Below are 14,209 nucleotides of genomic sequence, written 5' to 3'. Positions count from 1 at the left end.
CTAAAGGTGGTAATTTAAATGGCTTTTCGTGAAAATGTATTAGAAATCTTAGAAGAAATTACAGAAACAGAAGAAGTAGTTCAAAATCCAAATATCCAATTATTCGATGAAGGCTTGCTTGACTCAATGGCAACCGTTCAACTTTTAATTGAAATAGAAGAAAAATTAGAAATTACAGTTCCCGTTTCTGAATTCGACCGCGACGAATGGGCAACTCCTGAAATGATTATTACACAACTAGAGGCGCTTAAATAATGAAAAAAAAGCTGTGGATGACATTTGGGCCGTTATTGGTCGCATTCGCGGTTTTCCTTTTCGTTCTTTTTGGACCTAGTAGCTTATTTTCCTATGTTTCTCCAAACACCGTGAAAAAAAGTGCTACGTCTATGAACGAATCCGTCATCCAGGGGCTAGACATTCAAAAAGAAGCATTGCGAGAAGGAAGTTATTTGCCTATTTTCGGTTCATCTGAGCTTTCTCGTGTGGATCCATTTCATCCTAGTGTTGTTTCTCGAAAATACGATCAAGGTTACACGCCATTTCTACTAGGGCGCCCTGGAACACAAAGTCTAAGTCATTTTCTAGATGTAAATGCTCTCGGAAATGATCTTAAAGGAAAGAAAGTCGCTGTTATCTTATCGCCACAGTGGTTTGGACCAAAAGGTGTTTCAGATCCATCTTTCGGGGCCAATTTTTCTCCGCTTCATGCCTACAAATTTGCTTTAGAGGACACAAAAAATACGCCTGAGCGAAGATATGCTGCCAAAAGATTATTAAGTTTCCAAGTAGTACAAAGCGATTCTACGTTAAAAAACTTATTAGAAAATATAGTTGCCAAAGGGCCTAAAAAACCACATGACAAGGAATTGACTAAATTAGCCGGTAACATTGAACTTAAAATTCTTGAACGTAAAGATGACCTAGAATCCAAAGTTATCGCTGGTTCCAAACAAGAGCGCGTCAGTAAAGGATTAAAAGCCCTTCCTGAAAAACTAGACTATCACCAACTAGATCAGTTAGCAAAAGAAGCTGGCGAAAAAGGAACTGGTCCTAATCCATTTCAAGTGAAAGAAGACTATTACAAAAAGAAAATTCAACCAATCGAAGAAGAACTTAAAAACAGTCGCACAAAATTACGTTATGATCAAGATTCTCCAGAGTATGGCGACTTACAACTACTTATGGATGCCTTCAAAAAAGCTGGCGCTGATGTCATCTTCATCAACCCTCCTATCAATGGAAAATGGGTTGATTATATCGGATTAAATGAACAAGGACTGGAAAACTACTATGCAAAAACAAAACAACAAATTGAAAGTCAAGGTTTTCGTTATTACTCCTTAGAAGACTATCAAAATGAACCTTTCTATTTGGAAGATCCAATCCATTTAAGCTGGCGTGGTTGGGTAAAAATTGATCAAGTTCTCGCTGATTTTGTCCATGACACTGTCCAAACAAACTATGCTCCAACAGCAGACAAGTTTTATAAGAACCATCAGCCCAAAACTGGGCCAAAAAAAATCCAGAAGTAGTTTTTTTACTACTTCTGGATTTTTTGCCTTTTTTAGAATCCAATAATATGATAACCACTATCCACGTGAATCACTTCACCCGTCACGCCACGAGATAAATTGCTAAACAAGTAATAAGCCGTGTCGCCAACTTCTTCTGCTTGTGTTGCTCTTTTTAGTGGTGCTCTTTGTTCTACTAATGAAATAGAATCAGAGAAGCCGCTAACACCACGAGCGGAAACCGTTCTAATTGGTCCAGCAGAAATAGCATTTACACGCACGCCAATCGCACCTAAATCCATTGCTAAGTATCTTACGCTCGCATCAAGAGAAGCTTTTGCTACACCCATGATATTATAATTTTCCACAACACGTTCCCCACCTAAGTAAGTTAGCGTTAATAGGCTTGCATCTTCTGTAAGCATTTCTAAATGTTTTAACGCACGAGCAACTGCTGTAAACGAATAAGCACTAATTTCGTGCGCTTGTAAGAAACTTTTACGATCCACTTCCAAATAATCTCCTGTTAAGAAATCTTTGTTAGCAAAAGCGATACAATGCGCTAAACCACTTAATTTTCCAGCTTTGTTTTTAATTATTTCAAAAGTTTCTGTGATAGCTTCCTCACTTGTAACGTCACAAGCTAAAATTAGTGGCTCTTGGTTTACTTCATTTAAAGATGGTACAAGTTCCGTAATACTTTTTTTCGCACGATCATCTGCATATGTAAATACTAATTTCGCCCCTGCTTCGTTTAATGAGCGAGCTATAGCCCAAGCAATACTACGTTTATTGGCAACTCCCATAACTACATATGTTTTTCCCTCTAATGATAAATTCATGTTATTCCTCCTAAATTTGATGCGATTTAGTTCGCTTCTTTTATTTTACATGACCTAATAACTTTTTCAAACTCTTATTACTTCGATTTCGGAATAATCTCTTCCATATCTTTAGGTAACGGTAAATCAAATGTCAGGTATTCCTCAGTCAGTGGATGAATTAAATGTAAATGACAAGAATGCAGCGCTTGTCTTTTTAACAATGTTGTGTCACCACCATACATATCATCACCAATCAGCGGATGACCAATATACGAAAAGTGAACCCGAATCTGGTGTGTCCTTCCTGTCTCAAGCTGAATCGCCACATGGTCGAACGCCTCGTAGCGCTTGAGTACTTCATAATTCGTTTTAGCATACTTTCCTTCTGGTGTAACAAAACGCTCCATAATGCTCACTGTTTTACGTCCAATTGGCGCTTCAATGGAGCCGATTCGATTATTTAAAACTCCTGACGTAAATGCTTGATAACGCCTTTTCAATAAGCCTTGTTGCAAAAAAGTACTCAATCTTGCATGAGCAAAGCGATTTTTAGCAATTAACATCAAACCTGATGTTTCTCTGTCAAGCCTCGTCACAATATGAATGGCACTTGTTAACCCTTGTTTCTCATAATGCCCTTTAACAAAATTTGCAACCGAACCGCTCGGATGGTACTGAGATGGAATAGATGCCATCCCAGCAGGCTTATTAATAATTAGCAAAAACTCATCTTCAAAAATAATTTCTAACGCTGTATATTCTGCTAGTAAACGCTCGTTTTGTTGTTCTCTCGGAAAGGTAAGGCACACTTCATCTCCTATTTCCACTTGATAAAGGACATTTTGTTCTGTTCCATTTACTTCGATTTTACCATCATCGCTATACTTCACTGCTGTTAATAATTGTTTGGAAATATGCTTATTTCTAAGAAAAGTCCTAAGAAGTAAGCCACTTTCTTTCTCTTCTACTTGCCACTTTAAAAACACATGTTTCCTCCTGCTAGCTTAATCTTCAATAAATGAATCATGTACACGACGCCAAAACGGAAATGATCTAAATCTTGCAAAATGAATTTTTTTCGCCGATACCTCATAACGAATTTCTTGTACATCCCGATGTAAAATACTTAAATGATCCACAGAAATCTGGAAATCTTTATCGTTTACTGGCTGCAGACTAACAATATGATGCTTTGGAAAAATAAGCGGGCTTCCAATTGTGCGGTAAACACGATTATTAATAGAAGCCATTTCCGTAAGTTGCATCGCTTCAATAGACGGATGCATCAAAGCACCACCTAATGACTTATTATAAGCTGTTGTTCCGCTTGGTGTCGACATACAAAGCCCGTCTCCGCGAAAACGTTCAAAATGGATATCGTTCATAACAACATCAACGACAAATGGTCCACCAGAACTCTTTACAGTTGATTCATTCAGCGCTAAGTATTCAGCTTCTTTTTTACCAATGCCGTACTTTACCGTGGTTTTTAGAAGTGGATAAGATACTTTATGATAGTCACCCTTTGCTAGAAGTTTAACTAGCTTTTCCGCTTCTGCCGGACGCCAATCTGCATAAAAACCAAGATGCCCCGTATGAATTCCGATAAATGCGATTTCATCTAGTCTTTCTTCATACTGATGAAAAGCCGATAAAAAGGTTCCATCTCCCCCAATAGAAATAACAATTTCAGGCTCCTCCTCATCATATTCCATATTATATTCTCCAAAACCTGCAATCATATTTAATCTAAGTAGGTCAGACTTTTCGTCCCCTTTGGAAGTAATCATATATTTCATTATTTCTATTCGCCCCTATTCTTGCACTTTACTTATTTTTCTTTGGCATTATTTGATGTGCGGATTTTTTATCCTTTGCTACATCTTTATTTTGCGAAAAATAGACTTGCGCTTCTTGCACTTCTTCTCTAATTTGAGACATTTCTTCATCTAGTTGAAAAGCCGCTTCCGCAGCGCGTTTTAGTCTAGTGTTGATTGCTTCTGGAAATTCACCTTGGTATTTATAGTTTACTGAATGTTCAATCGTTGCCCAAAAGTTCATTGCCAGCGTTCTAATTTGGATTTCCGCTAGAATTTTCTTTTCCCCTTGAATCGTTTCTACTGGATATTCAATTACCACATGATATGACCGATATCCACTAGGTTTCTTATTGGTAATATAATCGCGCTCTTCGACAATCCGAAAATCATTCCGTTGCCGTAAAAGACGAACGACTACTTCAATATCATCCACAAATTGACACATCATCCGGAGTCCAGCAATATCTTGCATTTCTTCTACTAAATGATCTAGTGCAATATTTTTTTGGTTTGCTTTGTCTAATATGCTCGCAACAGGCTTCACTCGTCCGGTAACAAATTCAATTGGCGAATGATTATTCTCAAGCTCAAATTGCGAACGCATCCCTTTAAGTTTAATTTTAAGTTCTTCAACAGCTTGTTTATATGGGGCTAAAAAGTCTTCCCAATGATTCAAATCACTCACCTCAAGTATATTCATGATTAAATTAATGCAACATCAGTTATATTTTAACACAAAAACACCCAATCCACCTTGCTAAAAGTAACCTTTTTTTCATTCCCGTGTTAAAATAAAACCGAAGCGCTAAAACAATAAAAAGGACGGTGCTAAAATGATTCTTACATTACTTCAAAATGGCGACTATGAAACAGCGCGCACAAAATCCCTGCTAGAGCTAAAAACAGATCCAGAAAATGCGAAACTAAATTATTTTGCTGCATGGTCGCTTGATGCTCTTGGAAAAGAAGATGAAGCCATTCCCTTTTATGAAAAAGCCTTACAAAATGGCCTTTCTAATGAAGAACGTAAAGAAGCTTATATTGGACTTGGTAGCACTTATCGCATCACTGGCGCCTCAGAAAAGGCTGCCAACCTCTTTCAAAAAGCATTAAAAGAATTCCCAAATAACAATGCGCTACGAACTTTTTCAATCATGACCAACTACAGCCAGGGATTCGGTAAAGAAGCTTTGGAAGACGCCTTACTTTTACTTACAGAAACAACGGAAGACAAAGATATTAGAAACTATAAAAAAGCAATTCAATTTTACGCACAAGATTTAGATGCAACATTTCATTAAAAGGAGCTGAACCAAATGGTAAAAGAATTAGAAATCGAATTCCGTAACCTTTTAACGCAAGAGGAATATACTAGACTTGTCGACATCTTTCATATAAAAGAAGATGACTACTTTGAACAAACTAATTATTATTTAGATACAGTAGAATTCAGCCTAAAGGAACGCCAATCTGCACTTCGCATCCGGAAATTAGAAACACAGTACCAATTAACATTAAAAACACCCGAAGCTCGAGGTCTTATGGAAACAACCCAAATTTTAGGAGCAGATCAAGCTACAGCAATTTTAGATGGCTCCAATATTCCGGTTGGTCCAGTTCGAGATACGCTTAAAGAAATTGGCATCAATCACGAAGATCTAAAGCTTTTCGGCTCCCTAAAAACTATCCGTGCGGAAAAAGACTATAAAAAAGGATTACTTGTATTTGATAAAAACTTTTACGGTACCATTTCCGACTTTGATTTAGAATACGAAGTGGCTGATTATGACAAAGGCAAAGAAATTTTCGCTAAATTATTAAAAGATTATCAAATAACAGATCAACCTGCGGAAAATAAGGTTGCTCGTTTTTACAATCATGTCTATCGTAATAATTAATAATGGTTAATCAAGTATAAAATATTGCTTTTAAACCAATAAATGACACAAATTATTGAAAAATGAGGAATATCTATATTAAGTCAATGACAATTATTTGTTAAATCTACGTTACGCTGATAAAATAGATATGTAAGTTACAATACTAAATTTTGTATCAGCTTTTACTTAGCCGTGAATTGTTTTTTCACACTGGTACATTAAAATCAATATCTGCACAAAGATATTTAGACTTTGAAAATCAGGTGATAACAAATGATTAACCAAAATTTATATTATCAGTCAGTAGCTAATTCCAAGCCAATCGAAATCTACTTATTTTTCGATCCCGCATGTGATGACTGTTGGAATATTGAAGCTAACATGCTCCGGTTACAAATGGAGTATGGTAACTACTTTAAGTTACGCTACGTACTTCATAACAATTTACAGACATTTGTATGCAAACAAAGGCGTTCTGGTAATAGCAATCTCAGCTTAAAAGAACAACAAATAGGGGCGCACCTTTCCTATATTTCTTGTCTTGCAGTGAAAGCCGCTGAACTTCAAGGGAAAAATCAAGGCATTACATTCTTGCGTAAAATTCAAGCAGCTTATTTTCTCGAAAATAAAGACATCGCTAGCGAAGAGGTGCTATACGATATCGCTGTAACGACCGGTCTAGATCTCGCTGAATTCAAAAAAGACTTAGCTTCAACAGCTGCTAAACGCGCCTACATTGGCGACCAAAAAGTAGCGCAAGAAATGGAGATTCACGAAAACCCGACTGTCGTATTTTTTAATAAAAATATAGAAGATGCTGGTTTAAAGCTTAGTGGACTGCACCGCTATGAAGTTTATGTCCACGTTTTATCCGAACTTTTGAATCATTTCCCAGAACCAGAAAAACGCCCTCATATGGAAGAATATTTGGCCAAGGTGAAAGTCGCTTCTGCTGCATCCATGGCAGATTTTTATGGTGTAACAGAACAACAAATCGAACGTCAAATGAAAAAATGGCGTCTCCAACAGAAAGTAGAATTAATTGATACTCCAGATGGGCAATCTCACTGGAAATATATCGGTAATGTCCAATAAAAAATGACATCCACTACATAAAACGTGGATGTCATTTTTTTATTCGTATCTTAAAGCTTCAATTGGATCTAATTTGGAGGCCTTGATAGCTGGTACAAGACCAAATATTACCCCAATCAAAATAGAAAAACTTAAGCCACCAAGTATCGCTGGAATGGAAACTATATATGGATAACCTACTGCATTTGTCAGTCCCATACCAATCCCGATACCAAGACCAATACCTATACAGCCCCCGAGTAACGTCAGAACCATCGCTTCCACTAAAAATTGCCATAAAATCGTTCCTCGTCTTGCTCCAAGTGCCTTTTTAATACCAATTTCTCGTGTTCGTTCTGTTACTGAAACTAGCATAATATTCATGACACCAATTCCACCTACTAATAAGGAAATACTTGCAATTCCTCCTAACAAATAAAATTGGGCTTTATTGAATTCAGCAATTTCTTCATCGATATTCCCCATATTATACACACCATATACATAGTCTGATTCAGGTAAATCTGCATTCAAAATGGCTGCTGCTTCCTCTGCTACAGTTTGTAAGTCATCTGTTTTTTCACTTTGAATAGTCACTGTTGGTTCAGGATTAATGCTCTCCTGAATGAGTGGCCAATTTTTGGTTGTAACAAAAGCTGCACCCATTTCTTCATCGCCATACATCATCGACATTTCTGCGGCCTTGTCATCATTTGGCTCCATTACCCCAATAACACGGAAAGGATAACCACCGTATTCAATCATTTGCCCAATACCATCATTCTCAGGAAAAAGTGTATCATATGCTAACTGATTCAAAATAATTCGTTGTGAACTAGTAGCATAATCTGCTTGGTTAAAGCTACGCCCAGCAGTTACTTTCATCTTATTTAACTGAAAATAAGCTGGATTCACTGCCCGGATATCTACTTCTGATGCGACATTTTCTCGGAACACAGAACCCCAGCTGTTGTAGGAAATAACCACACTTTTAATGCCTGGTATATTTTTTATTTCCTCAACTTTTTCTTGACTGACTTCGGTCATATATTCAGGAGGCCTTTCTTCACCAGTCATGCCTTCCCCACCCGAATTACTAAATTCTGCTTCTGGAGCAAAGTAAAGCTCCAAGGAATTATTTGAACCGCCAACGATTTCTTTTTTTAGCGCTTCACTACTACCTTGAATCAAGCTAACAATTGCAATAATAGCAGCTAACCCAATGATTACCCCAAGCATCGTTAAAATCGAGCGTAGTTTATGAGCCCAAATTGATTGAAAAGAGAGTTTGATATTTTCAAGCATGTTGCTCACTCCCCTCATCGCTCATTAATTCACCGTCGCGTATCATAATTTTGCGCTTCGTGTATGCGGCAATTTCTGCTTCATGGGTAATGACGATAACGGTAACGCCTTCCTTATTCAAATCAGAGAATAATTTCATTACTTGTTCGCCAGTTTTTGTGTCTAACGCGCCAGTTGGCTCATCCGCTAAAATAAAAGCCGGGTTCGTAACAAGTGCTCGTGCAATGGCAACACGCTGTTTCTGCCCTCCAGAAAGCGTTGGTGGTTTAAAGCTTTGACGATCTTCCAAACCAACTTTTTGTAATGCGCTACGTGCTCTTTCGCTACGTTCTTTTTTCGGTACACCAGCATAAACTAAAGGTAATTCCACATTTTGCAGTGCCGTCAGTCGTGGCATCAAATTAAACGTTTGAAAGACAAAGCCAATTGAATGGTTTCGCAATTTTGCCAATTCTTTTTCCGACATCAACCGAACATTTTTACCGTAAAGCAAATAATCTCCAGTTGTCGCTTTGTCAAGGCAGCCGATAATATTCATCAAAGTAGATTTTCCTGAACCAGAAGGCCCCATGATAGAAATATATTCACCTTCTTGTATCTCTAGACTAATATTCTTTAATATCGGAATTTCGCTTTTTCCTTGCCAATACGATTTATAGACATTATTCAGTTGGAGCATCCTTTTGGACCTCCATTCCTTCTTTCACAAATGAGTCTGGATAGATAATATAATCGTCCGTTGTTAGCCCTTCCGTAATTTCAACCGTCATCAATTCCTCATTTTTTTCGCCTGTTTTAACTTCAGTAGCCTTTGCGGTTCCATCATTTGCAGTCCAAACAATTGTTTTACCATCTTTTTCAACTAGAAAATCGGAAGGTAAGGACAGGGTATCACTAGTAGCATCATTTCCCTCCACATCTAAACTAATAAAAACATGACGACCAATATTTAGTCCTTTTGCTGCACTTAATTCCACTGTAAAAGGATATTTGGTTAAATTAGGGTTTTCTTCCATTTCCATTTCATCTGAAGTAGTATTTTCCTCGCTAGCCCCATCAGGTAGTTCACCGACTTCGCTAATCTTCCCTTCCCAAGTTTCTGATTCATCTTGGCGGTTAATAACGGTCACTTTTTGGTCTTTTTTCAATTCATCACGGCGAAACTCGTCAACTGACCCTTTAATATAGTATGTAGACATATCAACAATTTCCATAAAAATAGCTGGATTCGTTTCTTCCGTTATTACTGTTTTATTCATTTGTGATTGGTCTAATTGCTTCACTACACCGCTCACTGTGGAATAAACCACATTATTATTGTTCTTGGATTGAACTGCTTTTAATGCTGCTTCTGCTTTTTCAACGCCAAAACTCGCTTGTTTTAATTCTAACTCTGCTTGAGCTTTCTCTTGCTTTAAAGCATCTTGCTCTTCCTCGTTGGCATCTTTTATTTGTTTAGTGAGTTTATTTATTGTAGCTTGTTGTTGACTCGTTGTAGATTTTTGCATCTCTAGTTCAAGTTCAGCTTCTCGTACTTCTAAATCGCCTTCAGGATTAGAATAGCTATACAATTTTTGATCTTTCTTAACTGTATCGCCCACTTTAACATAACACTTATTGACTGTACCTTTTGAACTGTCGATATTGTACTTACTTGTCGCTTTTGGCTCAATAACACCTGTAAAATAATTTCCGGAATCTACTTCCCCTTCACCTGAAAGCTCTTTCACTTGCATTGCGAATACAGTTCCTTCTTCCCCGTCAACTGTTACTTTATTCTTTTGATGAATTGCGATAAAAATAGCTGCAAACAGAGCAACTAATACTAACACAACGCAAAGAATAATGAGGATGATTTTTTTCTTTTTCTTTTTTTGCTGTTGATTCTCCATTATTTTCACTCCCTTTTAAAAATTCTTACTATTTAAGATTAGCTGATAGAAATTAAAAAGTCAATTGTTTTATTACAAAGAAGTGACATTGGTTACAAAAAAATTACACAAAAAAAACAACCTATTGCTAGGCTGTTTTCTATTACATATTTTGCAAACGCTCAATTCGCGAACTAATTGGTGGATGAGAATCAAATAAACCTGGTTTGTCTTTTTTAGATTTCAATGGTGATGAAAAATAAATCGATTCACTAGAGGCACTAACTTCTTCCATTTTTTTGGTATCGCCACTGATTTTTTTTAAAGCTTCAATCAGTCCATCTGGATTACGAGTTAACTCAACAGCACTAGCATCTGCCAAATATTCTCGGTTTCTTGAAAGTGCGAACTGAATCGCTGTAGCAATAATCGGAGCTAAAATAACGAAAATAAGTGCAATCACATAAATAACTACTTGCGCTCCACCATTATTGTTATTATCGCTTTTACGACTATTTCTGCTCCCTGTTAAACTCCCCCAGAAAATCATCCGCATTGCTAAGTCACTAAGAATAGCAATGACAGCAACTAGGGCAATTGCAATAGTAGATAAACGAATATCATAATTACGAATGTGGGAAACTTCATGAGCAATAACGCCTTCAAGTTCATAACGCTCTAGTTTATTTAATAGACCTCGAGTAACTGCTACCGCTCCTTTTTCAGGAGAAATACCTGTAGCAAAAGCATTTGGACTATCATCTTCAATAATATACACTTTTGGCATCGGAATACCAGCAACCATCGCCATACTTTCGACGGTATCCCACAAAACTGGCGCCTCATCTTTTGATTTTATTTCTTTAGCACGATTCATCGCCATAACAACAGACGAACTACTCATAACCATAATCAAAATATAAAACACACCAATAACTGCTGCTAGTATAAGTCCATTTAGATAATTATTCCACACAATAATACCTATAGCAGCACCCACCATAAGAACGAAAATGAAAAAGCCAATGATAATAAAGACAGTTTTTCGCTTATTTGCTGCGATTTGTTCAAATAGCATGATTTTCGCTCTCCTTTATGGCTTAAAACTCTACTTTTGGAGTAACACGTTCTACTTCTGGAATAGAAAGCATTTCACGTTCAGTAAAGTTATGCAGCTTTGCAATGATGTTTGTTGGTACTGATTGAACTTTTGTATTATAGTTCATTACGGTTGTATTGTACAATTGACGTGAATAAGCCACTTTATTTTCAGTAGTAGTTAATTCATGTTGTAGCTCAATAAATGAAGTATTCGCTTTTAGATCAGGATAAGCCTCTCCTAATGCAAAAATAGATTTTAGTGCCCCACTTAACATATTATCTGCTTCGATTTGACCTTGACGATTATCAGCAGGAACTTCCATCATTTTGTTACGAGCTTCAATTACTTGTGTTAATGTTTCTTTTTCATGTTTTGCATAGCCTTTAACTGTCTCTACTAAATTAGGAATTAAATCAAATCTACGTTTTAATTGCACGTCAATTTGTGCCCAAGTTTCGTCTACACGGTTGCGGTATTTTACAAGGCTGTTGTATAGTCCAAAATAGATTAAAACTAAAACGACAACAACAGCAATGGCAATAATCCATCCTATCATAATCAATCTCCTCCTCATATGTACTCCCTTCATTATACCTTACTTTGGGAGTACACGACAATCATACTGCAGAATGAGTTTTATTTCTTCTTCCGCATAAAATAAAATGGCTTCACAGGCTTATCTACTGGCATTTTGATTGTCATCATCGCATTTGGAGCACGATCAATTTCCTCTCCGTCTTCATTCCAAAGCACTTCTACCACTTGTTTAAAGCCAGTATCTCCAGGACCATAAAACTCAATTTCTTCCCCAACGCCAAAATTATTTCGTTGTTGTAAAGTCGCGATTTTTGTTTCTTCATCATAATCTAATACTTGAGCCGCAAAAGCATATTGTGGAATTTTGCGCGTTTTCCCAAATAATTGTTCGTCTTCAGTAGGCTCTTTATAAAAGAAACCAGTGGAAAGTTCACGCTGAGCTACTTTCCATAATTCTTCTTCCCAAGCAGGATCAAATACATAGTTTTCTGGGTCAGCAGCATAAGCGTCTACTGCACGGCGATAAACACTTGCAACGGTGGAAACATAATGAATCGACTTCATACGTCCTTCGATTTTCAAACTATCCACCCCTGCATCTACCATATCAGGAATGTACTTAATCATGGATAAATCTACTGCACTCATGGAAAACGGTTCTTCATCCGCATCTACTAAGTTCTTTGAAACACCATTATCGATTTCAAATAAATCATATTTCCAACGACAACTTTGTGCACAACCGCCGCGATTCGCATCTCGGTTCGCCATATGATTGGATAAAGTACAACGACCTGAATAAGAAATACACATGGCGCCGTGAATGAAAGCTTCCATTTCCACATCCGTTTTTTCACCAATTTCTTGAATTTCTTGCATGCTTACTTCCCGAGCAAGCACGACACGTTCCAGGCCTTGCTTTTTCCAAAACTCGAGCGTCTTATAGTTGGTCGCCGAAGCTTGTGTTGATAAATGAACTGGTAAACCTGGTGCATCCGCAAAACAGATACTAATTAGTGCTGGATCTGATACAATTACTGCATCAATCCCAATATCTCGAAGGGTTCGGAAAAACTCGCCCGCACCTTCTGTATCCCCTGCATGTGCTACCATATTAGCTGCTACATAAACTTTGGCATTTCTCGCGTGGGCAAAAGCAACTCCTTGCTCCATTTCTTCAAAAGTAAAATTCCCTGCACGTGACCGCAGCCCAAAAGCTTGACCACCAATATATACCGCATCCGCTCCGTAACGAATGGCAATTTTTAATTTTTCTAAGTTACCAGCCGGAGCCAGCACTTCTGGTTTTTTCACAATTTTAGTCATTATGCTATCCCCCTATTTCACATCATCCGGATTTTTCAAATAGAATCCAGCATCTAATTTCCTTGTTTTGGGTTGAAGTTCCGTTAATTTATTCACAAAATACTCTGCAACAAATCGGTCGCAGGTAATCGCTTCTTTGGCCTCAACAAAAAGAGTCACAATTTCAACAAAGTTATCTGATTCAGCGAGAACACCGTCTAGTTTCCATGTTCTACAACCTGATGCATATAAATCAGCCAAATACGGCACAAGTGAAATATCTTCTGAAGCAAAAATATGTGTGCCTGATTCATCTTCATAAATTGGCAGCTGACTTGTATCATCATTTGGCTCACGTAAGTAAAGTCCACGTTCCTTGGAAGTATCATCTTCCATTTCTATAATTCGCTGATAATTAGACACTAACTTGCGCTTTGATTGGTGAATACAGGTTGGTCCATAAACCAGCACCTCCACCGGAATAGAAAGGTTTTTCGCAATAGCTTTTATTTCACCTTCTGTTAATTCTCTAGCAAGTACAGCACCAACGGCTCCCTGTTTTTCCCAAAACGAAATTTGTTCTGCGCTAGTCACAAACGTTTGGGCATCATAAATAAATGGTAGCGGCTTTTTCATCTCTGTTAAAAGCATAATCGCTCCTGGATCACCACATGCCACTGTGTCCACTTCCATTTCTGCAAGCTGCTCCAAAAATTCGGGTAATAACTCCATATGCTCATTATGCATAAGCGAATTAACTGCTACAGTTACTTTCTTTCCTTCTTGATACGCCAAACGAACTATTTCACGTAATTCTTCAACAGAAAATGAACGAGGTAACCTCAAGCCAAATTGACTGTTTCCTACATATAATCTGTCTACCCCCGCGCGAAGCAATTTTCCAGCTTGACTAATTGAATCTGCTGTCGCAATGATTTCCATGTTTTCTCCTCATTTCTAAAAAAACGTTACTTGATAAA

The 14,209-nt window shown here is 37.4% G+C and carries 16 protein-coding genes; 5 read left to right on the top strand and 11 right to left on the bottom strand.

All coding sequences use genetic code 11. From position 1 onward, the window contains the following. Positions 1 to 18 precede the first annotated feature (18 nt). Together dltC and dltD are read left to right on the top strand one after the other, a co-directional pair. Positions 19 to 255, top strand: a complete 237-nt coding sequence (dltC, locus tag JL53_RS05605; protein WP_003719185.1) for a D-alanine--poly(phosphoribitol) ligase subunit DltC — start codon at positions 19 to 21, stop codon at positions 253 to 255. Beyond that, positions 255 to 1,532 carry a D-alanyl-lipoteichoic acid biosynthesis protein DltD gene (dltD, locus tag JL53_RS05600; RefSeq protein ID WP_038407014.1) on the top strand — a complete coding sequence of 426 codons (1,278 nt, stop codon included), beginning with the start codon at positions 255 to 257 and terminating at the stop codon, positions 1,530 to 1,532. The genes dltC and dltD overlap by 1 nt, the downstream gene beginning before the upstream one ends. Before the next feature lie 32 nt (positions 1,533 to 1,564). Here dltD and fabI read toward each other — a convergent pair whose 3' ends face one another. From fabI to JL53_RS05580, 4 genes are all read right to left on the bottom strand, one after another. Beyond that, positions 1,565 to 2,353, bottom strand: coding sequence for an enoyl-ACP reductase FabI (fabI, locus tag JL53_RS05595; RefSeq protein WP_003719183.1), 789 nt, complete (start codon positions 2,351 to 2,353; stop codon positions 1,565 to 1,567). Between the two features lie 77 nt (positions 2,354 to 2,430). Further along, positions 2,431 to 3,321, bottom strand: coding sequence for an RluA family pseudouridine synthase (locus JL53_RS05590; RefSeq protein ID WP_003719182.1), 891 nt, complete (start codon positions 3,319 to 3,321; stop codon positions 2,431 to 2,433). Between the two features lie 18 nt (positions 3,322 to 3,339). Next, entirely contained in the window at positions 3,340 to 4,134 is a 795-nt protein-coding gene (locus tag JL53_RS05585; protein ID WP_038407013.1) for an NAD kinase, read from the bottom strand. A 28-nt stretch (positions 4,135 to 4,162) separates the two neighbouring features. Further along, on the bottom strand, positions 4,163 to 4,831 hold the full coding sequence (locus tag JL53_RS05580) for a GTP diphosphokinase (RefSeq protein ID WP_003719180.1): 669 nt from the start codon (positions 4,829 to 4,831) through the stop codon (positions 4,163 to 4,165). Positions 4,832 to 4,988: 157 nt separating this feature from the next. On the opposite strand from JL53_RS05580, the gene JL53_RS05575 reads away from it, so the two are divergent. The 3 genes from JL53_RS05575 (at position 4,989) to yjbH (ending at position 7,130) form a co-directional block, all read left to right on the top strand. Beyond that, positions 4,989 to 5,456 carry a tetratricopeptide repeat protein gene (locus JL53_RS05575; protein WP_038407012.1) on the top strand — a complete coding sequence of 156 codons (468 nt, stop codon included), beginning with the start codon at positions 4,989 to 4,991 and terminating at the stop codon, positions 5,454 to 5,456. A 15-nt stretch (positions 5,457 to 5,471) separates the two neighbouring features. Next, positions 5,472 to 6,053 carry a CYTH domain-containing protein gene (locus JL53_RS05570; protein WP_038407011.1) on the top strand — a complete coding sequence of 194 codons (582 nt, stop codon included), beginning with the start codon at positions 5,472 to 5,474 and terminating at the stop codon, positions 6,051 to 6,053. A gap of 255 nt (positions 6,054 to 6,308) precedes the next feature. Next, positions 6,309 to 7,130: a protease adaptor protein YjbH gene (gene yjbH, locus JL53_RS05565; protein WP_038407010.1), complete on the top strand. Its 822-nt coding sequence runs from the start codon at positions 6,309 to 6,311 to the stop codon at positions 7,128 to 7,130. A 39-nt stretch (positions 7,131 to 7,169) separates the two neighbouring features. On the opposite strand, the gene JL53_RS05560 is transcribed toward yjbH, so the two are convergent. The 7 genes from JL53_RS05560 to JL53_RS05530 all read right to left on the bottom strand — a co-directional run bounded on the left by JL53_RS05560 (position 7,170) and on the right by JL53_RS05530 (position 14,171). Further along, positions 7,170 to 8,414, bottom strand: a complete 1,245-nt coding sequence (locus JL53_RS05560; RefSeq protein WP_038407009.1) for an ABC transporter permease — start codon at positions 8,412 to 8,414, stop codon at positions 7,170 to 7,172. Further along, complete coding sequence (locus tag JL53_RS05555) at positions 8,407 to 9,093, bottom strand: ABC transporter ATP-binding protein (protein WP_038407008.1); 687 nt, start codon at positions 9,091 to 9,093, stop codon at positions 8,407 to 8,409. Before JL53_RS05555 ends, JL53_RS05560 begins: the two co-directional genes overlap by 8 nt. Continuing rightward, positions 9,077 to 10,306, bottom strand: coding sequence for an efflux RND transporter periplasmic adaptor subunit (locus tag JL53_RS05550; protein ID WP_038407007.1), 1,230 nt, complete (start codon positions 10,304 to 10,306; stop codon positions 9,077 to 9,079). The genes JL53_RS05555 and JL53_RS05550 overlap by 17 nt, the downstream gene beginning before the upstream one ends. A 142-nt stretch (positions 10,307 to 10,448) precedes the next feature. Next, positions 10,449 to 11,363: a zinc metalloprotease HtpX gene (gene htpX / locus JL53_RS05545; protein WP_003719174.1), complete on the bottom strand. Its 915-nt coding sequence runs from the start codon at positions 11,361 to 11,363 to the stop codon at positions 10,449 to 10,451. Between the two features lie 22 nt (positions 11,364 to 11,385). After that, positions 11,386 to 11,943: a LemA family protein gene (locus JL53_RS05540; protein WP_003719173.1), complete on the bottom strand. Its 558-nt coding sequence runs from the start codon at positions 11,941 to 11,943 to the stop codon at positions 11,386 to 11,388. An 80-nt stretch (positions 11,944 to 12,023) separates the two neighbouring features. After that, the gene (locus tag JL53_RS05535; RefSeq protein WP_038407006.1) at positions 12,024 to 13,250 is read right to left on the bottom strand and encodes a peptidase U32 family protein; all 1,227 of its coding nucleotides are present in this window, start codon (positions 13,248 to 13,250) and stop codon (positions 12,024 to 12,026) included. A gap of 12 nt (positions 13,251 to 13,262) precedes the next feature. Continuing rightward, a complete protein-coding gene (locus tag JL53_RS05530) occupies positions 13,263 to 14,171 on the bottom strand; it encodes a peptidase U32 family protein (protein ID WP_038407005.1) in 909 nt (302 codons plus the stop codon). Positions 14,172 to 14,209 lie beyond the last annotated feature (38 nt).

Origin of the sequence: Listeria ivanovii subsp. londoniensis, assembly GCF_000763495.1 — a bacterium.
Lineage (GTDB): Bacteria > Bacillota > Bacilli > Lactobacillales > Listeriaceae > Listeria > Listeria londoniensis.
The sequence above is the reverse complement of the archived record's forward strand: the minus strand, read 5'-3'. Positions and strand labels throughout refer to the sequence as shown.